The sequence below is a fragment of the Klebsiella sp. 141240 genome (assembly GCF_050600805.1).
GTDB classification, from domain to species: Bacteria; Pseudomonadota; Gammaproteobacteria; order Enterobacterales; family Enterobacteriaceae; genus Klebsiella; species Klebsiella aerogenes.
The window spans coordinates 56670-83503 of sequence record NZ_JAQIRK010000005.1; the positions used below are offsets into that span (position 1 = coordinate 56670).

General features: G+C 54.9%; 29 protein-coding genes and 1 pseudogene. 15 read left to right on the top strand and 15 right to left on the bottom strand.

What is annotated here, in order from left to right; genetic code table 11:
- Window positions 1-29 precede the first annotated feature (29 nt).
- Genes PGQ95_RS11130 through trpA form a run of 5 tightly spaced genes read left to right on the top strand, consistent with a single transcriptional unit; the run spans window position 30 to window position 6566 of the window.
- Entirely contained in the window at window positions 30-1592 is a 1563-nt protein-coding gene (locus PGQ95_RS11130; protein ID WP_087859366.1) for an anthranilate synthase component 1, read from the top strand.
- Window positions 1592-3187 carry a bifunctional anthranilate synthase glutamate amidotransferase component TrpG/anthranilate phosphoribosyltransferase TrpD gene (trpD, locus tag PGQ95_RS11135; protein ID WP_015366209.1) on the top strand — a complete coding sequence of 532 codons (1596 nt, stop codon included), beginning with the start codon at window positions 1592-1594 and terminating at the stop codon, window positions 3185-3187. The genes PGQ95_RS11130 and trpD overlap by 1 nt, the downstream gene beginning before the upstream one ends.
- A 3-nt stretch (window positions 3188-3190) precedes the next feature.
- Window positions 3191-4549 (top strand): bifunctional indole-3-glycerol-phosphate synthase TrpC/phosphoribosylanthranilate isomerase TrpF, encoded by a 1359-nt coding sequence (gene trpCF, locus PGQ95_RS11140; RefSeq protein WP_316424088.1) that lies wholly within the window; start codon window positions 3191-3193, stop codon window positions 4547-4549.
- A 14-nt stretch (window positions 4550-4563) separates the two neighbouring features.
- The gene (gene trpB, locus PGQ95_RS11145; protein ID WP_015366207.1) at window positions 4564-5757 is read left to right on the top strand and encodes a tryptophan synthase subunit beta; all 1194 of its coding nucleotides are present in this window, start codon (window positions 4564-4566) and stop codon (window positions 5755-5757) included.
- Window positions 5757-6566: a tryptophan synthase subunit alpha gene (gene trpA, locus PGQ95_RS11150; RefSeq protein ID WP_113373650.1), complete on the top strand. Its 810-nt coding sequence runs from the start codon at window positions 5757-5759 to the stop codon at window positions 6564-6566. The genes trpB and trpA overlap by 1 nt, the downstream gene beginning before the upstream one ends.
- Before the next feature lie 30 nt (window positions 6567-6596).
- On the opposite strand, the gene PGQ95_RS11155 is transcribed toward trpA, so the two are convergent.
- On the bottom strand, window positions 6597-7052 hold the full coding sequence (locus tag PGQ95_RS11155) for a MarR family winged helix-turn-helix transcriptional regulator (protein WP_411325051.1): 456 nt from the start codon (window positions 7050-7052) through the stop codon (window positions 6597-6599).
- Window positions 7053-7127: 75 nt separating this feature from the next.
- On the opposite strand from PGQ95_RS11155, the gene PGQ95_RS11160 reads away from it, so the two are divergent.
- On the top strand, window positions 7128-8075 hold the full coding sequence (locus PGQ95_RS11160) for a quinone oxidoreductase family protein (protein WP_430918093.1): 948 nt from the start codon (window positions 7128-7130) through the stop codon (window positions 8073-8075).
- A 175-nt stretch (window positions 8076-8250) separates the two neighbouring features.
- Here PGQ95_RS11160 and PGQ95_RS11165 read toward each other — a convergent pair whose 3' ends face one another.
- From PGQ95_RS11165 to PGQ95_RS11175, 3 genes are read right to left on the bottom strand one after another with little or no spacing between them, the layout of a single operon-like run.
- Complete coding sequence (locus PGQ95_RS11165) at window positions 8251-9387, bottom strand: HlyD family secretion protein (protein WP_430914500.1); 1137 nt, start codon at window positions 9385-9387, stop codon at window positions 8251-8253.
- Between the two features lie 9 nt (window positions 9388-9396).
- Window positions 9397-9747, bottom strand: a complete 351-nt coding sequence (locus tag PGQ95_RS11170) for a DUF3302 domain-containing protein (RefSeq protein ID WP_063414215.1) — start codon at window positions 9745-9747, stop codon at window positions 9397-9399.
- 38 nt (window positions 9748-9785) lie between these two features.
- Window positions 9786-10049, bottom strand: a complete 264-nt coding sequence (locus PGQ95_RS11175; RefSeq protein WP_411325052.1) for a hypothetical protein — start codon at window positions 10047-10049, stop codon at window positions 9786-9788.
- A gap of 135 nt (window positions 10050-10184) precedes the next feature.
- Between PGQ95_RS11175 and PGQ95_RS11180 the strand changes: the two genes are divergently transcribed.
- On the top strand, window positions 10185-11120 hold the full coding sequence (locus PGQ95_RS11180; RefSeq protein ID WP_087859357.1) for a LysR family transcriptional regulator: 936 nt from the start codon (window positions 10185-10187) through the stop codon (window positions 11118-11120).
- A 41-nt stretch (window positions 11121-11161) separates the two neighbouring features.
- Here the strand turns inward: PGQ95_RS11180 and ompW are convergent, their stop codons facing one another.
- Window positions 11162-11800 (bottom strand): outer membrane protein OmpW, encoded by a 639-nt coding sequence (gene ompW, locus PGQ95_RS11185; RefSeq protein ID WP_045374891.1) that lies wholly within the window; start codon window positions 11798-11800, stop codon window positions 11162-11164.
- A gap of 269 nt (window positions 11801-12069) precedes the next feature.
- Here ompW and PGQ95_RS11190 point away from each other — a divergent pair, with 269 nt between their 5' ends.
- The 4 genes from PGQ95_RS11190 (at window position 12070) to yciA (ending at window position 14419) form a co-directional block, all read left to right on the top strand.
- Complete coding sequence (locus PGQ95_RS11190) at window positions 12070-12483, top strand: YkgJ family cysteine cluster protein (protein ID WP_045393211.1); 414 nt, start codon at window positions 12070-12072, stop codon at window positions 12481-12483.
- A gap of 27 nt (window positions 12484-12510) precedes the next feature.
- Window positions 12511-13254: a YciC family protein gene (locus tag PGQ95_RS11195; RefSeq protein ID WP_015366197.1), complete on the top strand. Its 744-nt coding sequence runs from the start codon at window positions 12511-12513 to the stop codon at window positions 13252-13254.
- A 51-nt stretch (window positions 13255-13305) separates the two neighbouring features.
- Window positions 13306-13845: a septation protein A gene (locus PGQ95_RS11200; RefSeq protein WP_015366196.1), complete on the top strand. Its 540-nt coding sequence runs from the start codon at window positions 13306-13308 to the stop codon at window positions 13843-13845.
- Between the two features lie 175 nt (window positions 13846-14020).
- A complete protein-coding gene (yciA, locus tag PGQ95_RS11205) occupies window positions 14021-14419 on the top strand; it encodes an acyl-CoA thioester hydrolase YciA (protein WP_015705756.1) in 399 nt (132 codons plus the stop codon).
- A gap of 33 nt (window positions 14420-14452) precedes the next feature.
- Here yciA and PGQ95_RS11210 read toward each other — a convergent pair whose 3' ends face one another.
- A complete protein-coding gene (locus PGQ95_RS11210; protein WP_047045057.1) occupies window positions 14453-14989 on the bottom strand; it encodes a YniB family protein in 537 nt (178 codons plus the stop codon).
- Window positions 14990-15140: 151 nt separating this feature from the next.
- Here PGQ95_RS11210 and hxpB point away from each other — a divergent pair, with 151 nt between their 5' ends.
- The 3 genes from hxpB (at window position 15141) to PGQ95_RS11225 (ending at window position 18052) form a co-directional block, all read left to right on the top strand.
- Window positions 15141-15809, top strand: a complete 669-nt coding sequence (hxpB, locus tag PGQ95_RS11215) for a hexitol phosphatase HxpB (protein ID WP_430918095.1) — start codon at window positions 15141-15143, stop codon at window positions 15807-15809.
- 127 nt (window positions 15810-15936) lie between these two features.
- On the top strand, window positions 15937-16527 hold the full coding sequence (locus tag PGQ95_RS11220) for a metal-dependent hydrolase (RefSeq protein ID WP_015366192.1): 591 nt from the start codon (window positions 15937-15939) through the stop codon (window positions 16525-16527).
- 133 nt (window positions 16528-16660) lie between these two features.
- Entirely contained in the window at window positions 16661-18052 is a 1392-nt protein-coding gene (locus tag PGQ95_RS11225) for an L-cystine transporter (protein ID WP_430918098.1), read from the top strand.
- 56 nt (window positions 18053-18108) lie between these two features.
- Here the strand turns inward: PGQ95_RS11225 and cedA are convergent, their stop codons facing one another.
- Window positions 18109-18348, bottom strand: coding sequence for a cell division activator CedA (gene cedA, locus PGQ95_RS11230; RefSeq protein WP_259678455.1), 240 nt, complete (start codon window positions 18346-18348; stop codon window positions 18109-18111).
- Between the two features lie 205 nt (window positions 18349-18553).
- On the opposite strand from cedA, the gene katE reads away from it, so the two are divergent.
- Complete coding sequence (katE, locus tag PGQ95_RS11235; protein WP_047066967.1) at window positions 18554-20812, top strand: catalase HPII; 2259 nt, start codon at window positions 18554-18556, stop codon at window positions 20810-20812.
- A 41-nt stretch (window positions 20813-20853) separates the two neighbouring features.
- Here katE and chbG read toward each other — a convergent pair whose 3' ends face one another.
- The 8 genes and pseudogenes from chbG to osmE form a co-directional block, all read right to left on the bottom strand.
- Window positions 20854-21612: a chitin disaccharide deacetylase gene (gene chbG / locus PGQ95_RS11240; RefSeq protein ID WP_348854768.1), complete on the bottom strand. Its 759-nt coding sequence runs from the start codon at window positions 21610-21612 to the stop codon at window positions 20854-20856.
- A 12-nt stretch (window positions 21613-21624) separates the two neighbouring features.
- Window positions 21625-22971 carry a 6-phospho-beta-glucosidase gene (locus PGQ95_RS11245; protein WP_087859349.1) on the bottom strand — a complete coding sequence of 449 codons (1347 nt, stop codon included), beginning with the start codon at window positions 22969-22971 and terminating at the stop codon, window positions 21625-21627.
- A 102-nt stretch (window positions 22972-23073) separates the two neighbouring features.
- Window positions 23074-23913, bottom strand: a complete 840-nt coding sequence (gene chbR / locus PGQ95_RS11250; protein ID WP_045393229.1) for a transcriptional regulator ChbR — start codon at window positions 23911-23913, stop codon at window positions 23074-23076.
- 12 nt (window positions 23914-23925) lie between these two features.
- Window positions 23926-24273, bottom strand: coding sequence for a PTS N,N'-diacetylchitobiose transporter subunit IIA (gene chbA, locus PGQ95_RS11255; protein WP_015366185.1), 348 nt, complete (start codon window positions 24271-24273; stop codon window positions 23926-23928).
- A gap of 52 nt (window positions 24274-24325) precedes the next feature.
- Window positions 24326-25684: a PTS N,N'-diacetylchitobiose transporter subunit IIC gene (gene chbC, locus PGQ95_RS11260; protein WP_015366184.1), complete on the bottom strand. Its 1359-nt coding sequence runs from the start codon at window positions 25682-25684 to the stop codon at window positions 24326-24328.
- 11 nt (window positions 25685-25695) lie between these two features.
- Window positions 25696-25761: pseudogene (locus PGQ95_RS11265) on the bottom strand (hypothetical protein); the annotation flags it as partial.
- Between the two features lie 70 nt (window positions 25762-25831).
- On the bottom strand, window positions 25832-26152 hold the full coding sequence (gene chbB / locus PGQ95_RS11270) for a PTS N,N'-diacetylchitobiose transporter subunit IIB (protein ID WP_015366183.1): 321 nt from the start codon (window positions 26150-26152) through the stop codon (window positions 25832-25834).
- Between the two features lie 275 nt (window positions 26153-26427).
- Window positions 26428-26766, bottom strand: coding sequence for an osmotically-inducible lipoprotein OsmE (osmE, locus tag PGQ95_RS11275; protein WP_045393231.1), 339 nt, complete (start codon window positions 26764-26766; stop codon window positions 26428-26430).
- Between the last annotated feature and the right edge of the window lie 68 nt (window positions 26767-26834).

Below are 26834 nucleotides of genomic sequence, written 5' to 3' on the forward strand. Positions count from 1 at the left end.
AATAATGAACAGAACAGGCGAGAATGATAATGCAAACATCAAAACCAGCGCTCGAGCTTCTCACCAGCGACGCTATCTATCGCGAAAACCCGACGGCGTTATTCCATCAATTATGCGGCGCGCGCCCGGCAACCTTGCTGCTGGAATCGGCCGACATCGATAGTAAAGACGATTTAAAAAGCCTGCTGCTGGTGGATAGCGCCCTGCGTATTACCGCACTTGGCAATACCGTCACTGTCCAGGCGCTGTCAGCGAACGGCGCCGCGCTGCTTGAACTACTGGATAACGCATTGCCGTCCGGCATTGAGAATCTGCGCCAGCCGAACAGCCGGGTACTCACCTTCCCACCGGTTAGCGCCCTGCTGGATGAAGACGCTCGCCTGTGTTCGTTATCGGTGTTCGATGCGTTTCGTCTGTTACAGGATTTGGTCAGCGTCCCGCAGGCCGAGCGCGAAGCGATGTTCTTCGGCGGCCTGTTCGCTTACGACCTGGTGGCCGGTTTTGAAGATTTACCACCGCTTAACGCCGATACCGCCTGCCCGGATTACTGTTTCTACCTGGCGGAGACGCTGCTGGTCATCGACCATCAGACCAAAAACACCCGCATTCAGGCGAGCCTGTTCACGCCGCTGGAGAATGAGAAACAGCGTCTTCTGCAACGTATCGCCCAGCTTCGCCAGCAGTTAAATGAGCCGCCCGCGCCGCTGCCGGTGACAACGGTTGCCGAAATGCGCTGCGACGTCGATCAGAGCGATGAAGAGTACGGCGCCGTGGTGCGCAAAATGCAGCGCGCCATTCGCGCGGGCGAAATTTTCCAGGTTGTGCCGTCGCGCCGCTTCTCCCTCCCTTGCCCGTCGCCGCTGGCCTCGTACGATGTGCTGAAAAAGAGCAATCCCAGCCCGTATATGTTCTTTATGCAGGATAACGATTTCACGCTGTTCGGCGCCTCGCCGGAAAGCTCGCTCAAATACGACGCCGTCAGCCGCCAGATTGAGATCTACCCCATTGCCGGCACCCGTCCGCGCGGCCGCCGCGCCGACGGTTCGCTGGATCGCGACCTCGATAGCCGTATTGAACTGGAGATGCGTACCGACCACAAAGAGCTCTCTGAACATCTGATGCTGGTCGACCTGGCCCGTAACGATCTCGCCCGCATCTGTACCCCGGGTAGCCGCTACGTGGCGGATTTGACCAAAGTCGATCGCTACTCCTTTGTGATGCACCTGGTTTCCCGCGTGGTTGGCGAACTGCGCCGCGACCTCGACGTCCTGCACGCCTATCGCGCCTGCATGAATATGGGCACCCTTAGCGGCGCGCCGAAAGTTCGCGCCATGCAGCTGATCGCCGCCGCGGAAGGCAAGCGTCGTGGTAGCTACGGCGGCGCGGTCGGCTACTTTACCGCCCACGGCGACCTCGATACCTGCATCGTGATCCGCTCAGCCTACGTAGAGGACGGCATTGCCACCGTGCAGGCGGGCGCCGGTATCGTGCTCGATTCCGTTCCGCAATCCGAGGCGGATGAAACCCGTAATAAAGCTCGCGCCGTGCTGCGCGCCATTGCTCAGGCCCATCACGCGAAGGAGACTTTCTAATGGCCGACATCCTGCTGCTCGATAATATCGACTCCTTTACCTATAACCTCGCCGACCAGCTGCGGGCTAACGGCCACAACGTGGTCATTTATCGTAATACCGTTCCGGCGCAATCGCTGATTGAACGTATCGGCACTATGGATAATCCGGTGCTGATGCTCTCTCCGGGGCCGGGTACCCCAAGCGAAGCCGGTTGCATGCCGGAGCTGCTGACCCGCCTGCGCGGCAAGTTACCGATTATCGGTATCTGCCTCGGCCACCAGGCCATCGTGGAAGCCTACGGCGGCTATGTCGGCCAGGCGGGCGAAATCCTTCACGGCAAAGCTTCCAGCATTGAGCATGACGGCCAGGCGATGTTCGCCGGTCTTGCCAACCCGCTGCCGGTGGCCCGCTACCATTCACTGGTCGGCAGCAATATTCCGGCCGGGCTCACCATTAACGCCAATTTCAACGGTATGGTGATGGCGGTTCGCCATGACGCCGATCGCGTCTGCGGCTTCCAGTTCCATCCGGAGTCGATTCTGACTACCCAGGGGGCGCTGCTGCTGGAGCAAACGCTGGCATGGGCGCTGCAGAAACTGGAACAGACCAATGTCGTACAACCGATTCTGGAAAAATTGTACCAGGCAGAGACGCTGAGCCAGCAGGAGAGCCACGTGCTGTTTTCCGCCGTCGTGCGCGGCGAAGTGAAGCCAGAACAACTGGCCGCCGCGCTGGTAAGCATGAAAGTGCGCGGCGAGCAACCGCAGGAAATTGCCGGCGCCGCTACCGCGTTGCTGGAAAACGCCGCGCCGTTCCCGCGCCCGGATTATCAGTTTGCCGATATTGTCGGCACCGGCGGCGATGGCAGCAACAGCATTAATATTTCAACCGCCAGCGCCTTTGTCGCCGCCGCCTGCGGTTTAAAGGTGGCGAAACACGGCAACCGCAGCGTCTCCAGTAAATCGGGCTCGTCCGACCTGCTGGCCGCGTTTGGCATCAACCTGGATATGAATGCCGATAAATCGCGCGCCGCGCTGGATGAACTGGGCGTCTGCTTCCTGTTTGCGCCGAAGTACCACACCGGTTTCCGCCATGCGATGCCGGTCCGCCAACAGTTGAAAACGCGCACCCTGTTTAACGTATTGGGGCCGCTTATCAACCCTGCGCACCCGCCGCTGGCGTTGATTGGCGTCTATAGCCCGGAACTGGTGTTGCCGATTGCCGAAACCTTACGGGTACTCGGCTATCAACGCGCCGCCGTGGTACACAGCGGCGGCATGGACGAAGTCTCGTTGCATGCGCCGACCGTGGTCGCCGAACTCAATAACGGCGAAATCCAGAGCTATCAGCTGACCGCCGCCGACTTCGGTCTGACGCCTTATCATCAGGATCAACTGGCTGGCGGCACGCCGGAAGAAAACCGTGACATTCTCACGCGCTTGCTACAAGGTAAAGGTGAAGCCGCTCACGAAGCCGCCGTCGCCGCCAACGTCGCCATGTTGATGCGTTTACACGGGCATGAAGACCTGAAAGCCAACGCCCGGCAGGTACTGGATGTGCTGCACAGCGGAGCGGCCTATGACAGAGTGACCGCATTAGCGGCAAGAGGGTAAATAATGCAGACCGTTTTAGCAAAAATCGTTGCCGACAAAGCGATTTGGGTAGAAGCCCGCAAACAACAACAACCGTTAGCCAGTTTTCAGAATGACATCGTGCCGTCCGAACGCCATTTTTACGATGCGCTGGCCGGCGCCCGCACCGCTTTTATTCTCGAGTGCAAAAAGGCGTCGCCGTCGAAGGGACTGATTCGTGAAGATTTCGACCCGGCAACCATCGCCGGGGTTTATAAGCACTACGCCTCGGCAATTTCGGTACTGTGCGATGAAAAATATTTTCAGGGCAGCTTTGATTTTCTGCCGATCGTCAGCAAAGTCGCGCCGCAGCCGATTCTGTGTAAAGACTTCACTATCGATCCTTACCAGATTTACCTCGCGCGTTACTATCAGGCTGATGCCTGCCTGCTGATGCTCTCGGTGCTCGATGACGATCAATATCGCCAGCTCGCCGCCGTCGCCCACAGCCTCAATATGGGCGTTCTGACAGAAGTCAGCAACGAAGAGGAGCTGGAACGCGCGATTGCGCTGAAGGCCAAAGTCGTCGGCATTAACAACCGCGATCTGCGCGATATGTCGATTGATCTGAACCGCACGCGTCAACTGGCGCCGCGTCTCGGCCCGGATGTCACCGTGATAAGCGAATCCGGAATCCATACCTATGGCGAAGTCCGTGAACTGAGCCACTTTGCCAACGGCTTCCTGATTGGCTCGGCGCTAATGGAGCAACCGGACCTCAGCGCTGCGGTGAAGCGCGTGCTGTTAGGTGAGAACAAGGTCTGCGGCCTGACTCGTCCGCAGGATGCGCAAGTCGCCTGGGAGGCGGGCGCTATCTACGGCGGCTTGATTTTCGTCGCCAGTTCGCCGCGCGCCGTTGACGACCAGCAGGCACAGGCGGTAATGGCCGCCGCGCCGCTCAGCTACGTTGGCGTATTCCGCGATGCAGCCATTGAAGAGATCGTCACCCGTGCGACCAAATTGAAACTCGCCGCGGTCCAGCTTCATGGGAGCGAAGATCAGGCCTGGATTGATGCCCTGCGCGCGGCGCTGCCGGAGCAGATCCAAATCTGGAAGGCGCTGAGCGTCGGCGAAACGCTGCCGCCGCGTAACCTCAATCATGTGGACAGATATGTCTTTGACAACGGTCAGGGCGGTAGCGGTCAACGCTTCGACTGGTCGCTGCTGCAGGGCCAGGACCTGCGTAACGTGATGCTGGCAGGCGGCCTCAGCGCCGATAACTGCGTAGAAGCCGCGAAAAGCGGCTGTGCCGGACTCGATTTCAACTCAGGCGTAGAGTCGCAGCCGGGAATCAAAGAGGCAAGCCTGGTGGCTGCCGTTTTCCAGACGCTGCGCGCATATTAAGGAGCAATGCAATAATGAGCACTTTACTGAACCCGTATTTCGGCGAATTCGGCGGTATGTACGTTCCGCAGATCCTGATGCCCGCCCTGCGCCAGCTGGAAGAAGCTTTCGTCAGCGCGCAAAAAGATCCTGAGTTTCAGGCTGAATTCACCGACCTGCTGAAAAACTACGCGGGCCGCCCGACGGCGCTGACCAAATGCCGCAATCTGACCGAAGGCACCCGCACCACGCTGTACCTCAAGCGTGAAGATCTGCTCCACGGCGGCGCGCACAAAACCAACCAGGTGCTGGGCCAGGCGCTACTGGCCAAACGTATGGGCAAAACGGAAATTATCGCCGAAACCGGTGCCGGCCAACACGGCGTCGCCTCGGCGCTGGCCAGCGCCCTGCTCGGTCTGAAATGCCGCATCTATATGGGCGCCAAAGACGTCGAGCGTCAGTCGCCGAACGTCTTCCGCATGCGCCTGATGGGTGCGGAGGTCATTCCAGTGCACAGCGGTTCCGCCACCCTGAAAGATGCCTGTAACGAAGCGCTGCGCGACTGGTCCGGCAGCTACGAGAAGGCGCACTACATGCTCGGCACCGCCGCTGGCCCGCACCCATTCCCGACTATCGTGCGTGAATTCCAGCGCATGATCGGCGAAGAAACCAAAGCGCAGATCCTCGAGAAAGAAGGACGCCTGCCGGACGCGGTGATCGCCTGCGTTGGCGGTGGTTCTAACGCCATCGGCATGTTCGCTGATTTCATTGATGAATCCCGCGTTGGCCTGATTGGCGTCGAGCCTGCCGGCCACGGTATCGAAACCGGCGAGCACGGCGCGCCGCTGAAGCACGGTCGCGTCGGCATTTACTTCGGCATGAAGTCGCCGATGATGCAAACTTCCGACGGGCAGATCGAAGAATCTTATTCTATTTCCGCCGGGCTGGATTTCCCGTCAGTGGGTCCGCAGCATGCGTTCCTTAACAGCACCGGGCGCGCCGAGTATGTGTCAATTACCGACAACGAAGCGCTGGATGCCTTTAAAGCGCTCTCACGCCATGAAGGCATTATCCCGGCGCTGGAATCGTCCCACGCTCTGGCGCACGCGCTGAAGATGATGCGCGAGAACCCGGATAAAGAGCAGCTGCTGGTGGTTAACCTGTCCGGCCGCGGCGATAAAGACATCTTCACCGTACACGACATTTTGAAAGCGCGAGGGGAAATCTGATGGAACGTTACGAGACGCTATTTGCACAGTTAAAAAACCGCCAGGAAGGCGCCTTTGTTCCCTTCGTCACCCTTGGCGATCCGGGGCCGGAGCAGTCGCTAAAAATCATCGATGCGCTGATTGAAGCCGGCGCCGATGCGCTGGAATTGGGGATCCCCTTCTCCGACCCGCTGGCCGACGGCCCGACGATTCAGGGCGCGACATTACGCGCTTTTGCCGCCGGCGTCACCCCGGCGCAGTGCTTCGAGATGCTGGCGGCGATCCGCCACAAGCATCCGACCATTCCAATCGGCCTTTTGATGTACGCGAACCTGGTGTTCAGCCCGGGGATTGATGAGTTCTACGCCGAATGCGCGCGTGTTGGCGTCGATTCCGTGCTGGTCGCCGACGTGCCGGTCGAAGAGTCCGCCCCGTTCCGCCAGGCAGCGCTGCGCCATAACATTGCGCCGATTTTCATCTGCCCGCCAAATGCCGATGACGATTTACTGCGCCAGATTGCCTCCTATGGCCGCGGCTATACCTACCTGCTATCACGCGCTGGCGTGACAGGCGCGGAAAACCGCGCCGCGCTGCCGCTGCATCATCTGATTGAAAAACTAGCGGAATATAACGCCGCGCCGCCTCTGCAGGGCTTTGGTATCTCGGCGCCGGAGCAGGTTTCCGCCGCCATTGACGCCGGCGCCGCCGGGGCAATATCCGGCTCGGCCATCGTCAAGATTATCGAGCGCAACCTCGAGCAGCCGCAAAAAATGCTCGAAGAGCTAAAAACCTTCGTGCACGGTCTGAAAGCGGCGACCAAAACCATCTGACCCTTCGTCGCCCGGCCTCACCCCGGGCGGCTATTTCTGCTGCAGGCTGTTGGCGTATTTTCGCGTTAGGCGAAACAGCGCCGACACCTCGTCTTCAGACCATCCATCCAGCACCTGATTCATTAACCGCCGCCGCGCAACGGCAATAGCGTCGATCATCCGCTGCCCCTTTTCGCTGAGCGTCACCTCGCTAATCCGCCGGTCTTTGGCATTGGCCTGCTTGCAGGCAAGCCCCTGAGCCTCCAGCTTTTTCACCTGCCGACTGACGGTGGTGTAATCGCGGCCTAAATGATCCGCCAGCTCAACTACCCCCACCGGGCCATAGCGCCCTACCGCCACCAGTAGCGGAAACAGCATCTGTTCAAGCTGCACCCCTGCCGCCTGTAATATCTGCTCATCGCGCAGAGGTTGATTCATCACGCTGATGATATCCAGCAGCGCGCCGTGAAAGTCGGTGATGTCGTAATTATTATGTGCATCTTGCATATATTAGTTAACCGCGTATAGTGCTCCTGAACGATATGTGCATATTACACATAATTATCTTCAGGAGATAATGTTATGAAAGCAGCCGTGGTATTTGATCTTAACGAAGGCCCGGTATGGGCCGATTTTAGCGAACCGCAGCCTGCAGTCGGACAGTTATTGATTGACGTTCGCGCCGCCGCCATTAGCCACGTGGTTAAGGGCCGGGCATCGGGACATCATTATAGTTTTGACGGTACTCTGCCGTTTGTCGTCGGTATCGATGGCGTCGGTATGACCCCTGACGGCCAGCGCGTCTATTTTGCTTTCCCCAGCGCACCGTTCGGCAGTATGGCGCAACGCGCGCCGGTCGCGCTGCAGAATTGCCTGGCGCTGCCGGATGAGCTTGACGACATCAGCGCCGCGGCAATGGCCAATCCGGGCATGTCTGCCTGGGCTGCGCTTGTTAAGCGGGCGCAGTTTCAGGCCGGCGAAACGGTACTGATTAACGGCGCCACCGGCAGCGCCGGACAGCTGGCGGTGCAAATTGCCCGCTACCTCGGTGCGAAAAAAATCATTGCTACAGGGCGCAATACGCAGACGCTGACCGCCCTCGCAGCCGATGAGTGTATTGATTTAACCGCCGATGAGCAGACGCTTAGCGCACAATTCGCCGCCGCCAGCGCCGGGCAAGTTGATGTGATCGTGGATTATTTGTGGGGCCGCAGCGCAGAGTTGCTGCTGCCTGCGTTGGCGAAATATACCCCCGGCGATAAGCCGGTACGCTATGTGCAGGTAGGTTCCCTTGCAGGGGCGGATATCGCGTTAAACGGCGCGGTTCTGCGCGCCGCGCCGCTACAGCTCATGGGCAGCGGCATCGGCAGCCTGACCATGTCGCAACTGCTGGCGGCAACCGGGGAGATGCTGCAGGCTGCAGTGCCCGGTCATTTTACCATCTCCACCACGCCGCTGCCGCTCCGCGATGTCGCTGCGGCCTGGCCGCGTGATAACAGCCAGAAACGTACGGTTTTCACTCTTGATTAAAAAAATGTGCCTCCGCACAAACTCTGGGGTTGATATCTTAAATGAGAAATATTATCTTTCTCATTACCGAATAGTTGAGTGAACAACTCAGGTATTCGGTACGACATTGCTCACATTGCTTCCAGTATTTTTGCCCGCGTTTATCGCGGGCTTTTTTTTGGGTCAACTTCGGCATTTAATGGTCGAGATACAGATAATGCAGCCAGCTGGTCATCCGTAACAGCACCTTACGCATCACCGACACGTGGGCAAAATGGTCGGTATACACCGCCGCCTGGGCACTGACCCCATCCGGTAAATGGGCAAGATCGCGGCTCGCCGCCAGGTCAATCATTACATACACCCCTTCCCGACCGGGCGTGGCGCTTAAACCCTGTAATGCGCCGCTGGCCTGGTAGCTGCCATCGGGAATGGTTGGCAATACCTTTGTGACCTTGCCGGCATACACCTGCCCCGGTAGACCATTGAACACCACCTCTGCCTCGTCGCCCTGCTCCAGGCGCAGGATAGCGTTCTGGCGAAATACCGCCACCACCTGCCGTTTCTGCTGCGGAATAAAAATCATCACCGGTTTGAAGGGCAGACGAACTGCCGTGGTTCCCGGTCGCGCCAGCACCTGGGTGACATAACCATCGCTGGGCGCGCGGAAAACCGTCTGTTCAAGGTCATAACGCGCTTCGGCAATCTGCGATTTCAGGCTGGCGATTTGCGCATCCTCGCCATTGAAACGCGCAGAAAGTCTTTCTAACTCCTGTTGATACTGGGCTTTAGCCGCCCGCAGGGCCGCAGATTGCGCCTGATATTGCTGCTCGGCGTGATTCACATCCTGCTCGGAAAAAGGATTTACCGGCATCGCCGCGCCTTTTGCATAGCGCTGATAATCCTGCCGGGAACGTTCATATTCCGCCGTCATCCGTTGAACGTTAGCGGCAGATTCACTTAATGCCGCTTTCCGGGTTCTGATATCCGCTTCGGCGGCACTGAGATCCGCCTCCAGTTTATTCAGCCGCGCGCGATAACGGCTATCATCAAGGCGAAACAGCACCTCGCCTTTGCGTAATAACACATTCGTTTTATCGGTAACTTCTACGATGGCCCCCGACACCTGCGGCACAATCGGGATCGACAGAGCTATTTTTTGCGCCCGGTCGGTGTACGGGTGATTATAATTCATAGTCAGAATTAGCGCGCCGACAATAAACACGCCGCCAAGGACCGCCGTGGGTACCGTCCATTTATTTACCGGGATACGAAAAATTTTAAATACGCCATAGGCCAACGCCACATAACTAAGAATAATGAGTAAATCCATACACTGGCCTCAGCGGTTATTTGACGAGTTTGTCGTTACAGTTATCTGTTGCTCCTGCAGACGCTTTAGCTCGCTTTCGAGTTGCCTGATTCGCTGATGCATTTCGGCGTTATCTTCGACTTTATGCGCCATTCCCCACCCGCGCTCAGGGCGATACAGCGTGGCCCAGATCCACAACAGCGGCCAAATCGCATGCAGGGTGAACAGGCTCACCCAGCCGGCAACATGTATCGCATCCTGATGCGGATGCTGACGTTTTTTGGCCAATAAATAGGGAATATCATGAATAATAATAATGCCGTAAAATAAAATCAAAAACACGGCTATTAATACGCCTAAGGCAAAGTAATTAAGAAACATAATGGTTCCTGACAATAAAAACGGTAAAACAGTGCCGACTACGCTGTTTTATAATTAGCAACACCACTCGATTTAATATTGGGGCCTAGTCGAGAATGATAGTTTGCCGACTGATAGACCAAATATTGATAACGGTAAAAATCAGTACTTTTATCTTTCCGATATAAAATCTCTTCTCCCGAGACCGATAGCCCTTTGATAATATCGTCATATTCAATCTTTTTTTCTTCTTCGGTTACGCTGGTAGCGCACGCCGCCAGCAGCAACATCGCAGATAACGCAGCCATTCTTGTTATTTTCATCGATTATTTCTCTGTATTTTCGGCTGTAACAAATAATCTTCGCAAATAATACCCAGCGACTGACCAGAAGTCATATGACAATGACAGCAAAGATATATATCATTTTTGATATAGCAAACCGAAAGAAGCCATCTCATGAAAGAAAAAGACCTGCGTATTGACGAACTCCGTATCGTCCGCATGATTGCCGAAACGGCAAGCGTTAGCAAAGCCGCCCAGCTACTGGACATGCCGCAGTCGAACGTGTCGCGGGCGCTGAACGCGCTGGAACGGCGCCTGGGGCTGGAAATCTTTATCCGCCACCCTCGAGCGTTAATTCTGAGCGAGTTTGGCGAGCAGTTCCTGCGCCGGGCGGACATCCTGCTGGATAAGCATAATGACCTGCTTGATATGTCCGGTACCTGGAAACGCAGCCTTAACGGCATGGTGACGCTCGGCGCGCCAATCGGCATTCAGGCTTTCCTTGCCCGATACCTTTTGCCGCCGGTGCTGCGCTCGGCGCCGGAATTAACCGTCAATCTTCTCACCCGCAATCCCGACGAGCGCGAACAGAAACACGGGACGCTTTTCGATAGCGATTGCGATCTGCTGATTAGCTTTTTCCAACCGCAGGACGAAAGCCTGATCGCAAGGCCTCTCACCCGCTTTCGCATGGGGCTGTTTGCCTGCGCGGATTATATTGCGCAGTCGCCTCTGCACGATGTTGATGAGCTTGCGCAGCACCGCTGTATCACTTTGCGTACGTTGGGCGGGATCCGCAACAGTTGGCATTGCTATAACGCCGCGGGTGAGAGTATTCAGGTAGAGGTCAACGGTTCCAGCGTATGCGATAACATTTTGCCGGCAATCGAGCTTGCTAAACAGGGACTGGGCATCGTATATGCCCCTTTTTACTCTGTCGCGGCGGAATTAGAGGCCGGTACGTTACAGCCATGTCTGCCACGGGAACGCGGCGTGAATATGCAGGCGTGGTTGATTTATCGTCAGCGCGGCGTGTTGCCGCATCGCGTGCAGGTGATAATGGATAGCATTATGGAAAGCGCCAAACTGCACGCCCATCGGCTGGTCTGAAGAGGATAAAACTGGCCGCAGGCGGCCAGTTTTATAAAGCATTAGAAGCGATAACCAGCAGAGAACATAAACACCCACGGATCCAGACGGGTACTGACTTTCTGGTCAACGCCGTTGGCTTTGAATTTCACATCGGTGTCGATATCCATGTACCAGACCGACATGTTCAGCAGCCAGTTGCGGTCAATCAGATAATCCAGACCAACCTGTCCTGCCGCGCCCCATGAATCCTTCAGACTCAGGTCGGAAAGCCCGGCGTCCTTACCGGTATCGTTGAAATCATTGTTAAAGAAGGTCGTATAGTTAATACCGGCGCCGATATACGGGCGCACTTTGCTTTGCGCATCGCCAAAGTACCACTGCGCCATCAGCGTCGGCGGCAACTGGTGTACGGTGGCGATAGTGCCGGTCGGCCCGGTACCGACCTTGTGGCGGAACGGCGTTGCCGCCAGCAGTTCGATACCGATATTGTCGGTCGCCATATAGGTAAAGGTTAAACCTAACTGGGTGTTATTACTGACGTTAAAACCGCCGAGGCTACCCAGCACGTTGTCAGAACCCTCAGTGGGGCGAACCGTCGCCGAGCCCGCGCGAATAAAAAATTCCCCCGCTTCATGCGCCCAGGCGCTACCACCAGAAAGCGTACCTAAGATCAATGCCGCCGCTGCTATTTTCTTCATATCCATGTCCCCATTATGGTTTTTATCAGCGGCTGCAAATATACCTACAATGAGTTAGCTTTGATCTGTTTTAGATCACACCAGGCCATTAGATTTAACATTTATTGATCCAGATTAATTTTTGCAGCAGTTAGTAACGTACTGATTCGTCTTTACATCAATTTTTACCCATGAGAAAAATTTTTGCTTGCCCCTCTTGTCGCCGATCGTGCGGATAGCTAATTTAATTGCCGACAATTTGTGTTGATGCGTTTTTTTCAGGTGTAATTATGAGTGAAATCAACCCGTGCATGACGTGCGGTGCCTGTTGTGCGTATTTTCGAGTCTCCTTCTACTGGGCTGAAGCCGACGACGCCGGCGGCGTGGTACCTACGCAGCTCACCGAACCCCTTACCCCTTTTCTGCGCTGCATGAGCGGTACCAATCAGCGGCAAAGCCGCTGTACCGCCTTAAGCGGTGAAATCGGCGAATCGGTGCACTGCTCCATCTATCACCAGCGGCCTTCCCCCTGCCGCGAGTTTGCCATGTCAGGCGAAGGCGGCGAACTCAACGAAGCATGCGATCGCGCCCGTGCCCGCTACGGCCTGCCGCCGCTGGGAACTCTTTACAAAGATATACCTACCGTGACCTCGGCAGAGACTGCTACCCAACCACGTTTTGCGGTACAATCCCCGGCTAGTTAAAACACCTGCAAGACTCAAGGAGAATGCATGTCTATCACGGCGAAGTCCGTCTACCGTGACACGGGGAATTTTTTTCGTAATCAGTTCGTTACTATTCTGCTGATTGCGTTGTTATGCGCGTTCATCACGGTAGTCATTGGCCATGCCTTTTCGCCCAGCGACGAGCAGTTATCGATCCTCAGCGAGGGCGATAACCTGGCGGGCAGCGCCGGCTTGTTTGAGCTGGTGCAAAACATGACGCCGGAACAGCAGCAGATCCTGCTGCGCGCGTCGGCAGCCTCAACCTTCTCGGGCCTGGTGGGGAATGCCATCCTCGTCGGCGGCGTACTGTTGCTGATTCAGCTAATCTCCGCCGGGCATCGCGTCAGCGCGCTGCGGGCAATCGGCGCGGCGGCGCCGGTTCTGCCGAAGCTGTTGCTGCTTATTCTGTTCACCACCTTCGTGGTACAGATGGGGATGATGCTGGTGCTGGTGCCGGGCGTGCTGCTGGCGATTGTCCTGGCATTCGCGCCGGTGATGCTGGTGCAGGATAAAATCGGCATCTTTAGCGCAATGCGCGGCAGTATGCGTCTGGCGTGGGCGAACATGCGCCTGGTGGCGCCAGCGGTACTCGGCTGGCTGCTGGCAAAAACGGCGCTACTGCTGCTTGCTTCAAGCTTTGCAACGCTGTCGCCCAACGTTGCCGCCGTGGTCATTAATACCATCAGCAATCTGTTCTCTGCGCTGTTGCTGATCTATTTGTTCCGCTTGTATATGCTTATTCGCAACTAACTTTAATCAGGGCCGGGCATTCCGGCCCTTCCTGAACGACGGAATTGATGTATGAAGCAGTTTCTCGATTTTTTACCGCTGGTTGTCTTCTTCGCTTTTTATAAGATTTACGATATCTACGCCGCAACCACCGCGCTGATCGTCGCCACCGCGGTAGTCCTCATTTATAGCTGGGTGCGCTATCGTAAAGTTGAAAAGATGGCGTTGATCACTTTTGTGCTGGTCGCCGTATTCGGCGGGCTGACAATCTTCTTCCACAACGATGAATTTATTAAGTGGAAAGTGACCGTCATCTACGCCCTGTTTGCCGGCGCCCTGCTGTTCAGCCAGTGGGTAATGAAAAAGCCGCTGATCCAACGCATGCTTGGTAAAGAGCTGACGCTGCCGCAGCAGGTGTGGTCACGGCTGAATCTGGCCTGGGCGCTGTTCTTCATTCTCTGCGGGCTGGCCAATATCTACATCGCGTTCTGGCTGCCGCAGAATATCTGGGTCAACTTCAAAGTCTTCGGTTTAACGGCATTGACCCTGGTCTTTACCCTGTTGAGCGGCGTTTATATCTACCGCCACATGCCACAGGACGATAAGCACTAATACCGCTCACCGGTACGCGCTAGCCGGCGCGTGCCGCCTTCTGTTATCAACTCGCAACCCGGCCTTAACCAAAACCCCGTTTTAACCGTACCGACGGGCGTATTCCCCTATTCTCTCTGCGCCGTTTTCATAGTAGCATCGCGCCTGATCTTCTTTGACTAGTACAGAGTATAGAATGACAACAACAGATCTCGCCCCGAAGGGCGAATTGGTTTTACGCACCCTGGCCATGCCGGCGGATACCAACGCGAACGGCGATATTTTTGGCGGCTGGCTGATGTCGCAGATGGATATCGGCGGCGCGATTATGGCCAAAGAGATTGCCCGCGGCCGTGTTGTGACCGTCCGTGTTGATGGTATGACTTTTTTACGCCCGGTCGCCGTTGGCGATGTCGTGTGCTGCTATGCCCGCTGCGTAAAACGCGGCAACACCTCAATCACCATTAATATTGAGGTATGGGTGAAAAAAGTATCGACGGAACCACTGGGCCAGCGCTACAAGGCGACGGAAGCCCTGTTTATTTATGTGGCGGTAGACAATGAAGGCAAGCCGCGAGCGCTGCCTGCCGAGTAGGAAATTGCCCGGTTCGCCGGGCAGCTCTTCTGCTTAAAGGAAACCCAAGAGCGAGAAGAAAATATAACCAATCACAATCACCACAATCGGCAGTACGTACAGCGTGAAATACTGCTTCAGGATCGTATGACGCGGTACGACAATACGTTCGGCAAGCTGTTCACGAGAAAGGCCTTCCGCTCCTTTAGCCTGTTCCAGAATCAACTGATCTTCCACACCTTCGCGTAGAAACTTCGCCTGGCGGGCCATTCGCGCGCCGGAAGCCTGCAACGCCATGCCGACAAACACCAGCGCGTAGATAATCCAGAAACCGATGTTCAACGCATGTTTGAACTCCGGCAGCGGCGAGTTGTACCAGAAGAAATTCAGGAACGGCGTATTAAAACGCACCATCTCAATCATCAGGTGGGCGAAGTCCATCATCACCGCATCAATACCCGGTTTCTTTTCGCTATGCTCGTACATAAATTTCAGTACGGAAATCAGCGTAGACAGCACGGCTGGAATGAAGATGACCCATCCCAAAATGCGTTTAATGACCGCAATGCGTCCAGCTTGTTGATACGTCATGAGTTCCCCTTGTTTAAAACGCCAGACTCTTCATGCCGACATAGAGTCAGGTATAAGTCTATCTTCGTCAGCGAATTTCGCCTGCTTAAGCGCGGTATGATATACCATATGGACAATTTCGTTATCTACTTACGCCAATGGAGAGGAACTTATGTCAGCGAAGCGCCAGATTCTTGCCGCTATTTTCGATATGGATGGCCTGCTTATCGATTCAGAGCCGCTATGGGACCGCGCAGAGCTGGAGGTACTGGACAGCCTCGGAGTGGATATTAGCCGCCGTGATGAATTGCCGGACCTGCTGGGGCTGCGCATCGACCTGGTGGTTGATTTGTGGTTTGCTCAACAGCCCTGGCGAGGCCCGGATCGCGCTGAGGTTACCGCCAGCATTATCCGCAGGGCCATTCAGCTGGTCGAGGAGTCACGGCCGCTGCTGCCCGGCGTGCGTGAAGCCGTGGCATTGTGTAAGGCCGAAGGACTAAAAATCGGCCTCGCTTCCGCGTCGCCGCTGCATATGCTGGAAAAAGTGCTGGAGATGTTTGAACTGCGCGACCAGTTTGACGCGCTGGCTTCCGCCGAGCACCTGCCATACAGTAAACCGCACCCCCAGGTCTATCTCGATTGCGCCGCTAAGCTTGGCGTCGCGCCGATGGCCTGCGTGGCGCTGGAGGATTCAGTTAACGGTATGATTGCCAGCAAAGCGGCGCGTATGCGTTCGATTGTCGTTCCGGAAGTAGAAAACAGCCGCGATCCGCGCTTCGTACTGGCCGATGTGAAACTGGCGTCTCTGCAGCAGCTGACGGTAGCGGACCTGCGCGGCTAAGCGACGTGCGCAGGCATGGGTGTCGTCAAAATATGTCAACCTTGTGACAAAGAGTTACACCGTCACCTCTTCCGTATACTGTATAAAAACCCTATACTGTATGAATTGACAGTTTAGGGTTTTTATCATGACGGCGGAAGGCCACCTCTTCTTTTCTATCGCCTGTGCGGTATTTGCAAAAAATGCAGAATTAACCCCCGTGCTGGCGCAGGGGGACTGGTGGCATATCGTTCCTTCCGCCGTGCTGACCTGCCTGCTGCCCGATATCGATCATCCGAAATCTTTCCTCGGGCAGCGTTTAAGCTGGGTCTCAAAACCGGTAGCCCGCGCCTTCGGCCATCGCGGTTTTACCCACAGCCTGCTGGCGGTATTCGGCGCGCTGGCGCTGTTCTATCTTAAAGTGCCTGATAGCTGGATTATCCCGGCCGATGCGCTGCAGGGTTTAGTGCTCGGCTACCTCAGTCATATACTCGCCGATATGCTCACCCCGGCCGGCGTACCGCTGTTGTGGCCCTGCCGCTGGCGGTTCCGCCTACCGATCCTCGCGCCGCGCAAAGGCAATCAATTAGAACGCGCGCTGTGCATGGCGCTGTTCATTTACGCCGTCTGGATGCCGCAGAGCATGGCCGAAAATAGCGCCGTGCGCTGGTCATCAAATATGATTAATTCGCTGCAAATAACCTTTAATCGCTTTATTAGCCATCAGGCTGAACGATAAATACGCTAAATGATTTTTTGGTTATAACCCATTCCATTTGAGTATAAGAAAGCAATAAGGCCTTCTGCTACTCTTGGCGCCATAAGAGTTGGTTTCAGACCAACCCAGGTAACAAGATATCAGGAGAACGGGGATGAATTTTCCATTAATAGCGAACGTTGTCGTGTTCGCGGTTTTACTGTTTGCGCTGGCTCAAACCCGCCACAAACAGTGGAGCCTCGCTAAAAAAGTACTGGTCGGTCTCGTTATCGGCGTTATCTTTGGTCTCGGCCTGCAGCTGGTTTACGGCTCCGACAGCCAGGTTCTGAAAGATTCTATTCAGTGGTTCAATATCGTCGGTAACGGCTATGTGCAACTGCTGCAGATGATCGTTATGCCGCTGGTCTTCGCCTCTATTCTGAGCGCGGTGGCGCGCCTGCACAATGCCTCACAGCTGGGTAAAATCAGTTTCCTGAGCATCGGTACGCTGTTGTTCACCACCCTTATCGCCGCGCTGGTCGGCGTACTGGTGACCAACCTGTTTGGCCTCACCGCTGAAGGCCTGGTGCAGGGCAGCGCGGAAACCGCCCGTCTGAACGCCATCCAGAGCAACTATGTCGGTAAAGTATCAGATCTGAGCGTTCCGCAGCTGATCCTGTCGTTTGTGCCGAAGAACCCGTTTGCCGATCTGACCGGCGCGAACCCGACTTCTATCATCAGCATCGTTATCTTCTCGGCGTTCCTTGGCGTTGCGGCGCTGAAGCTGCTGAAAGACGATGTGGAGAAAGGTCAACGCGTTCTGACCGCCATCGACACGCTGCAGGGCTGGGTGATGAAGCTGGTGCGTCTGGTGATGCAGCTGACCCCATACGGCGTGCTGGCGCTGATGACCAAAGTGGTTGCCGGCTCCAACCTGCACGACATCATCAAGCTCGGCGGTTTCGTCGTGGCTTCTTACATCGCGTTGGGCATCATGTTTGTGGTGCACGGTCTGCTGTTAGCCGTCAATGGCGTCAGTCCGCTGAAGTATTTCCGTAAAGTCTGGCCGGTGATTACCTTCGCCTTCACCAGCCGTTCCAGCGCGGCTTCTATTCCGCTGAACGTGGAAGCGCAGACGCGCCGTCTGGGTGTACCAGAATCTATTGCCAGCTTCTCCGCCTCATTCGGCGCGACGATTGGTCAGAACGGCTGCGCCGGTATCTATCCGGCAATGCTGGCGGTAATGGTAGCCCCGACGGTTGGCATCAACCCGTTGGATCCAATGTGGATTGCCACCCTCGTGGGTATCGTCACCGTGAGCTCCGCGGGCGTAGCCGGCGTTGGCGGCGGCGCCACCTTCGCGGCATTGATCGTGCTGCCGGCGATGGGTCTGCCGGTCACATTGGTCGCACTGTTGATTTCCGTCGAGCCGCTGATTGATATGGGCCGTACCGCCCTTAACGTTAACGGCTCAATGACCGCCGGCACGCTGACCAGCCAGTGGCTACGCCAGACGGATAAAGCTATCCTCGGTAGCGAAGAAGACGCCGAGCTGGCGCATCGCTAACGTTAACAGCCACAAAAAAGCCGCTGAAATTCAGCGGCTTTTTTTTGCCTACAAGCTCAAGCCTCTATTTCACCATCCTGGCGTATCTGATTAGCCCAACGCTGCGCCGATTCCGGCACGGTGAACGCCGGAGAACGGCGGAAACGCTCGCCCATCAGTACAAAGGCGACATACTTGCCCCGCAATATCCAGACATCGCGAAAATGGTCCATTTTAACGGCATGATCCGGCGGCGCAGGCTCGACGCGCGGCACGTAGCTAATGACAGGGCGATTTTGTTGGCGCAATGTTTTCATAACAGATGGATTCACTAAGCAAAGCGGGAACATAAACCCCTATCATAGCCGATCGCCCCCCTTTTCGTCGCCCCTCCTGGCACGATGCGCATTTTAGGATAACTCCATTCCTTTAAGAGCGGCATCCTCAGCACAATGTTCTATAGTTAGAAGGGTTTTGGTTTAGCAACGACCACTTTTAGCAATGAAAGCAGGAGACGAGCAGATGTCAGAAAAGCACCACGACCCACACAGCCGACAGGCTCCGGTACACGATAGCGATGAAGCAAAACCGGGCCTCGATTCACTGGCGCCAGAAGATCGCGAGTGGCGCCCTACTCCCCAGCCAACCGCGCCCGGGGAGGAACCGACGGCGCCGGGTAGCCTGAAAGCGCCGGATACCCACAGCATAAAATTAGATACCCTCGAGCCGCAGCGTAAAGGTGGTGAAAACTTTCCGCTGACCACCAATCAGGGGGTACGCATCGCCGACGATCAAAACTCGTTGCGCGCCGGCAACCGCGGGCCAACGTTGCTGGAAGATTTTATCTTACGTGAGAAAATTACCCATTTTGACCATGAACGCATTCCCGAGCGTATCGTTCATGCTCGCGGTTCCGCCGCACACGGCTATTTCCAGCCTTACAAAAGCCTGAAAGAGATTACCAAAGCCGATTTTCTGTCCGCACCGGAAAAAATCACCCCCGTTTTTGTCCGCTTCTCTACCGTTCAGGGCGGCGCGGGTTCAGCCGATACCGTGCGCGATATCCGCGGCTTCGCCACCAAATTCTATACCGAAGAGGGCATTTTCGATCTGGTGGGCAACAACACGCCAATTTTCTTTATCCAGGATGCGATTAAATTTCCCGACTTTGTCCATGCGGTGAAACCTGAACCGCACTGGGCAATCCCACAGGGACAAAGCGCTCATGACACCTTCTGGGATTATGTTTCGCTACAGCCGGAAACGCTGCATAACGTGATGTGGGCCATGTCAGACCGCGGCTTACCGCGCAGTTATCGTACGATGGAAGGTTTCGGCATTCATACCTTCCGCCTGATCAACGCCGAAGGCAAAGCCACCTTTGTGCGCTTCCACTGGAAACCGGTGGCCGGTAAAGCATCGCTGGTGTGGGATGAGGCGCAGAAATTGACCGGCCGCGATCCGGACTTCCATCGCCGCGATTTATGGGAAGCCATTGAAGCAGGCGATTATCCGGAGTTTGAGCTCGGCTTGCAGTTAATTCCGGAGGAAAACGAGTTCGATTTCGACTTCGATCTGCTGGATCCGACCAAGCTCATTCCGGAAGCGCTGGTACCCGTACAACGAGTCGGCAAAATGGTGCTTAACCGTAACCCCGACAACTTCTTCGCTGAGAACGAGCAGGCGGCATTCCATCCTGGTCATATTGTGCCGGGTATCGATTTTAGTAACGACCCGCTGCTGCAAGGGCGACTTTTCTCCTATACCGATACGCAAATTAGCCGCCTCGGCGGGCCAAATTTCCACGAAATTCCAATTAACCGCCCCACCTGCCCGTATCATAATTTCCAGCGTGACGGCATGCACCGAATGGAGATTGATACCAATCCGGCAAACTATGAGCCTAACTCTATCAACGATAACTGGCCTCGCGAAACGCCGCCGGCGCCGAAACGCGGCGGCTTTGAATCGCTGGCGGAACGCGTTGATGGCGAGAAAATCCGTAACCGTAGTCCCTCCTTCGGCGAATACTACGCCCAACCTCGCCTGTTCTGGCTCAGCCAGACGCCGATCGAGCAACAGCACATTATCGGCGGCTTTAGTTTTGAGCTGAGCAAAGTGGTGAGAGTCTGGATCCGCGAGCGGGTAGTCGATCATCTGGCGCATATTGATATCGGGCTGGCGGAAGCGGTAGCCAACAATCTCGGTATCGAACTCAGCGATGAGCAGCGGAATATTGCTCCACCAGCGCCGGTGAACGGCGTGGAGAAAGATCCTACCCTCAGTCTTTACGCCGATGGCGATGGCGATGTAAAAGGGCGAATTGTCGCGGTATTACTCAATGAGAAGACCTGCGCGCAGGATGTACTCAACCTGTTGCAGGCGCTGCAGGCCAGAGGCGTCCACAGCAAACTGCTCTATTCGCGTATGGGCGAAGTCAGCGCCGATGATGGATCGCAGCTACCGATCGCCGGAACCTTCGCCGGCTCGCCATCGTTGACGGTTGATGCGGTTATTGTTCCCGGCGGCGACCTGAGCAGCATCAGCGATAACGGCGATGCTCGCTACTACCTGCTGGAAGCCTATAAGCATCTGAAGCCCATTTTACTGGCGGGCGATGCGCGGCAGTTTAGTTCGCTGCTACAGGTGCCCGCTGCGGGTGAAGAAGGGGTTATCGAATGTGACGCGATTAATACGCTTAGCGTCGATAAGCTGCTGACGCTACTGGCCGCGCATCGCGTCTGGTCCAGAAGCAGTAAAGTTGCGGCCATACCCGCATAGTAAAAAGCCCGGCAGTTCATGGCTGCCGGGCTTTCCTCTCTTTATACGTCGCGATAGTTTCCGAGCCGGTAGCCGCGTTCCGCGATCGCGTATTTCAGTTCGCCGGACGTCAGCACGTCCAGTTCGGTCAGCCGCGGATAGCAGTAAGCGCTGCCCATAATGGTGTTATCGACAAATGCCGGATGACACATCACTTCCAGCGAGTTTTCTTGCCGTTCGAGCGATGCATCCAGCGTTTGCAGGAACAGCGCTTGTGAAACCGCTTCACCGTAAAATTCACTGCTGAAGCCATCGCTACTGCGCGCCGCATCCTGGTCGAGGCCATTCAGCGCCGCCACCTGACGATCGATACGCAAAGCGACGCCCTTTTCGCGCGCAAAGGCGGCGACGATGGGGTAGATCTGCGCAATCATATGCACATGGTGGTGACTGTCGATATGCGTTGGTTCGCAACCAAACAGTTCGATAAAACGCCGGTACTGACACTCCAGTTCGTGGGCGATCTCATCCAGCGGTAGGCTGTCCTCTTCCGCCATCTGCCAAATCCATTTGCCCAACCGCCCGTCGCGGGTTAACCCCGGCATCACCGATAATGGCTCGCCCAGCGTCAACACAAAGTGCATGCCCACCGCCAGCTCGGGCAGGCTGCGGCTTAATTGGGCGGCGTGGCCGATAGCCGCGCCGTTGACCAACGCCGTAGTCGACGTCACCAGTCCATTCTTGCAGGCTTCGATAATGCCGTAATTCTGCCCTTTGCTCAGGCCATAATCATCGGCGTTAACGATCAATACGCGTTCCATCGGCCGCTCCCATTACTGTTTCAGTTTTTCGATAGTCGCTGCAAAATTCGGCAGCCACTTCTCATGGGCGAGGATCATCTCCCGCGCCAGCTGCTCGGCATCGCGATCCGAATGAATCAGCGGGCTTAAATTGAGCGCCAGCAGCACATCATTGAGCTCGCCGCTCATTGCCGCCTGGCTGGCCGCCACTTCAAAGCCTTTGATGGTATAAATCAGTCCCAGCACTTTTTCATCAAAATGCGTGATTCGCGGCGTGGGTTTCGCGCCGTCGCGGCCCAGCGTACAGGTCATTTCTACCGCCCAGTCGGCCGGAATATTATCAACATGGCCATGGTGCGGAATATTCACATAGTGCTCGGCCTGCTTATCATTGTAGATGGCGTTAATCACCTCGCAGGCGGCATCAGAGTAGTAAGCGCCGCCACGCTGCTCAAGCTCCTTCGGCTTAATGTTCAGATCCGGATTTTTGTAAAGTTCGAACAGCTGCTTTTCAACCTTCTGCACCACCTGAGCGCGCGCGCCGCCTTTGTAGTACTCACCCATCTCAATCGCCAGCATCTCTTTCGGCTTGAAGTAATAAAGCAGATACGAGCATGGGATCAGGCGCAGTGAGCGAATCAATCCTTCGCTAAACGGCAGATCGAAGATATTTTTCACCGAGTTCGCGGTCAGGCGGCCTGAAGCCACACCGTCCAGCAGTTCATCGAAGCGCGACACGCCATTGACCAGTACATCGCGAACAAATACCAGGTGGTTAAGACCGAACAGATCGATATTCAGCTCATCGCTCGGATTCAGTTGCAGCACATCGGTAATAAACATCTTCATACCAATTGGAATGTTGCACACGCCGATAAAGCGCTTGAAGTTGGTGTGGCGGTAAACCGCCTCGGTGACCATACCCGCCGGGTTGGTAAAGTTAATGATCCACGCGTCGGGGCAAATTTCCTGCACATCTTTGACGATATCGAAAATCACCGGGATGGTACGCAGACCTTTAAACAGACCGCCCGCACCGTTGGTTTCCTGGCCCAGATAGCCGTGGCTTAGCGGGATACGTTCATCTTTTTCACGCGCTTTCAGCTGGCCAACGCGCAGCTGCGTGGTGACGAAATCCGCCCCTTCCAGCGCCGCGCGGCGATCCAGCGTTTTGTAGACTTTCATCGGCACGCCGGCTTTTTCTACCATCCGCTGGCACAGCGCATGGATGATATCGAGCTTCTCCTGCCCTTCTTCCACGTCCACCAGCCACAGTTCCGTTACCGGCAGCTCATGATAGCGTTTGAGAAAACCTTCCAGTAATTCCGGGGTATAGCTGCTACCGCCGCCGATAGTCACGACTTTTAATTTCTGGCTCATATCTTTCTCCCTTAGGCGCTACGCGTAGACGTAGACCGCTCTCCGCATAAATGCGGACAGTTAACTTGAATGAATAAACCGCGCGGTAAATACCGCTGCGAGTTAATTAATATTGGTCAGCTGTTTACGATAACTGCTTGGCGTGAATGAGGTCAGCTTCTTGAAAGTTTTAATAAACAGACTTGGGCTGCTATATCCTGATTCATACGCAATATCAGTGACCGAATAGTTGGTGATTTCCAGCTGTTTTTTCGCGAAATTGATGCGAATATCATTAATGATCTGCATCGGCGTCTTACCATAATAGCGCTGGGTCGCCCGGGTTAAATATTCTTGCGTTTTCCCGGACAATTGCACCATATTTTCCAGCGCGCTTTCGCCAAATTTATTTTTATCGTGCATATCCTCTACGGTATTTTTCAGCCAGTGAGGAATCACATCTTCAACGGGCTCTTCACGATAATGACGTAAGCGGTTAATGGTGTAAAACGAGACCAGTTCAATAAACTCGTCAAATTCAGTCTCGCGAAAATTCAGTGAAGCAATAACCGACTCGATATAACTGAGAAAGGCGCTTTGCACCGCATAGACCTGAGAGGCGACCAGACCGAACGGCAGCAGCGGCAGATAATGTTTCTCAAAGAAGCGTCTGCTGATGCCAACGTTAAGAATGCGCGTCGCACCAAACTCGTAAAAGCTCTGATGGTGCGACCCCATTGGGATAAAGACAAAGTCCCCGCGCTCCAGCAACACCCGTTTGCCATTAATTTCCTGATAATAGCGCCCGGTTAAAACGATAGTGAATTCGTAGTAATCATGCTGGTGAAGCCCGCTCACGCTCTCCGTTTTGTTATAGATGACCACATGAAAGTTTTTCCCGTTGAAGAGCTGTTGTTCCCTGGCGGTACTGATCTCGGTGGTCATCATTTTCGGCTGCCTCATCGTTCGGATAGCCTATTGTACCTTCTCATGCAGCTCGATCAATTCGGCCACCAGTTCACGGGCCAGCATTGAGGTCATCAGATGATCCTGCGCATGAACCAGCACCAGACTTACCTTCATCTTGCCCTCGCCTTCATCGCTTTCAATCAGCTGGGTCTGGACGCGATGCGCTTCGCTCAGCGCCATCCGCGATTGCTCCATCATCGATTTCGCGGCGGCGAAATCCCCCTGCTTTGCCTGCTTCAGCGCCGCATAAGCCAGGCTACGCGCCTGCCCGGAGTTGATAATCAGCCCCATCACCACCTCTTCGAGGTCATTTTCCGGGGTTTCTACCGCGTCGATGTTATCCAGATCAAACATAATATTTCCCTCGTTTCTCAGGCGGTACGGGGTGAACCCGTACCGCTCGACATCAGAATTTCAGTGCGTTAGCAATATCTTCTTCGCTCTCTTCCTGCTCGATGGTGCTCTGCGCTTTGTTCGACAGGATGACGAACGGCAGGTACACGGCAGTAGCGACACAAAGGTTGAAGAGCGCGACCAGCAGGGCAGCAACGCTACCGTTACTGTTAAAGAAAGCGCCCAAACCGGTTGGCATCGTCCAAGGCGCCAGGTTGGTCACCGGTGGGATAATGCCGAGGCTGTAAGCGGCCAGCGTAATCGCGGCCAGAATCGGTTGTACCAGCACGAACGGGATGAACATAACCGGGTTCATGATGATCGGCAGACCGAACAGAATCGGTTCGTTAATCTGGAAGATGCCTGACGGCAGCGCCAGCTTAGCGACCTGACGATGATCGGCGCGGCGAGAAGCGATGAAGATGGCGATAATCAGACCCAGCGTCGCACCGGAACCACCCAGCAGGATGTAGGAGTCGAGCATCGGTTTCGCCCAGAAGTGGAACTGTTTGCCGGCTTCGATGGCCGCGTCGACAGAACCATACTGGTTATACAGCGCGATGTTTTCCAGTGCCCACGGCGTCATAATACCGTTATCCAGCGCGGTCAGCGCCAGCGAGCCGTGCACCCCGAAGAACCACAGCAGGGAGTTAAAGATAACGTACGCCCAGCCAACGACGCTGCCCATCGCCGCCAGCGGCGTGGAGATGGAGTCCATGATGATCTGATGGAAGTTGCTGCCGTAGTTTGACAGAATCCACGAAATAATGCCGAAGACTGACAAAATCAGGAAGCCCGGGATCAGCGCCGAGAAGGAACGTGATACCGATGACGGTACGCTATCCGGCAGTTTGATGACCCAGTTACGGCGAATAACAAAGGTGAACAGTTCCGCGACCACCAGGCCGATAATCATCCCGGAGATGATGTTCTGCCCGCCGAGCCAGTTGGCGCCGACGGCGTAGGCTTCACCCACGCTATAAGGCGTGACGGTCATAAAGGCGGCAACCGCCAGCAGACCTGCTGCCATGGGGTCGACTTTACGCTCCTCGGCCAGCGCGGCGCCGATAAAGAACGGCGCCATCAGCGACATAATGCCCAATGTACCGTTGTAGACATTACCGCCGATGGCTTTAAAGCCGTTTAAGGTTTCAATGGTGGAGGCATCCAGACGAATCCCCATTGAATAAAAGAAAGAACCTTCACCAAAGCTCAGAAAAACGTTGTTGATTAATACGAACATGGCCCCGGCGAGGGTCAGCGGCATTAATTTAATAAAGCCGTTTTTAATCGCATTAATGTGCGGTTGCTTTCCTATTTTAACTGCAAAAGGAAGGAGTACCTTTTCAAGCGAATCGATCACTTTACTCATAGTAAATACCCTTAAAAGCCGCAATAAAATATTACGGCGATGATGTATGAAATTACTCTTTGACGGGAAAATAAACTGTTGAATATCGTGGCGGCTAGTATTAATTAACTACCAGACGCCAGAATATCGCGAGTTTAAAAAATAAAATTATTGTGCAGCAGCTTTCTTAATGGCCGCGACGGCCGCTTTCAATACACCTAAGCCATCAACTTTACCGTACAGAATCGAATCAATTACCTCTACCGGTTTGTTCGGCAGTAGCCGTTGAATTTCCGGCAACATATAAGCAATTTGTGGCCCTAATAATACGACATCCGCTTCCGGACCTTTTTCGCCGGCCAGCGTTTCAGGATACGCTTCAATAATAACCGGGACCTCATACTTTTCCGCTTGGGCGCGCATTTTGGAGACCAGTAATGAAGTGGACATGCCAGCCGAGCAGAACAGATAGATATGTTTCTTTTCCATGAACGCTTCCTCAATGTGTAGGACCAGGGCTTCAGCGCTGGCTGAGAGCCGGTAAGACTGGTAACTTTCGGTTAGTTTTGTTTATGCATTGAGTATACGGCAACATTTGGCGGCAGGATAATTCCCTGTTGAACAGAATTGTCTCTCATTGACCTCGCGTTTTGACTACCCTCACATTTCCCCCAAATAATTCGCGCAATTAAATAAGCATTAGCCGCCATAAAAAAGCCCGACCAATGGTCGGGCTTTCGTAGCTCTCAGCTTATGACGCGTAGTTATTTGCTGTTACGTGGATCGGTGTCGTACTCGGCGCAGGTCTGGTAGCCAGAGTTCATCACGTGACCGGTTTCGTCCAGCGCGACAAAGTAGGTTTCAATTTTACCATCCCGTTGACCCAGGATATAAGTCTGGCAGGTTCCGCGCGCGTGGATCATGGTGACTTCAGACGACGGTTTACCGGCAATCTGCATAACCTGGCTGCGGGTCATGCCTTTTTTGACATCCTTAACAACTGGCTGTGTGAACTGGTCTTTGGTGCGGTCATAGGCCGTACACCCTGCCAGCATGGTTAATACTGCCGCTGCGCCCATCAATCCTGCTAATTTTTTGTTCATATTCCGTCCTCATTATGTAATCGGCGTGTTTTAAGCCTGGAATAAAAAGCGTTATTTTTCAAGCCAAA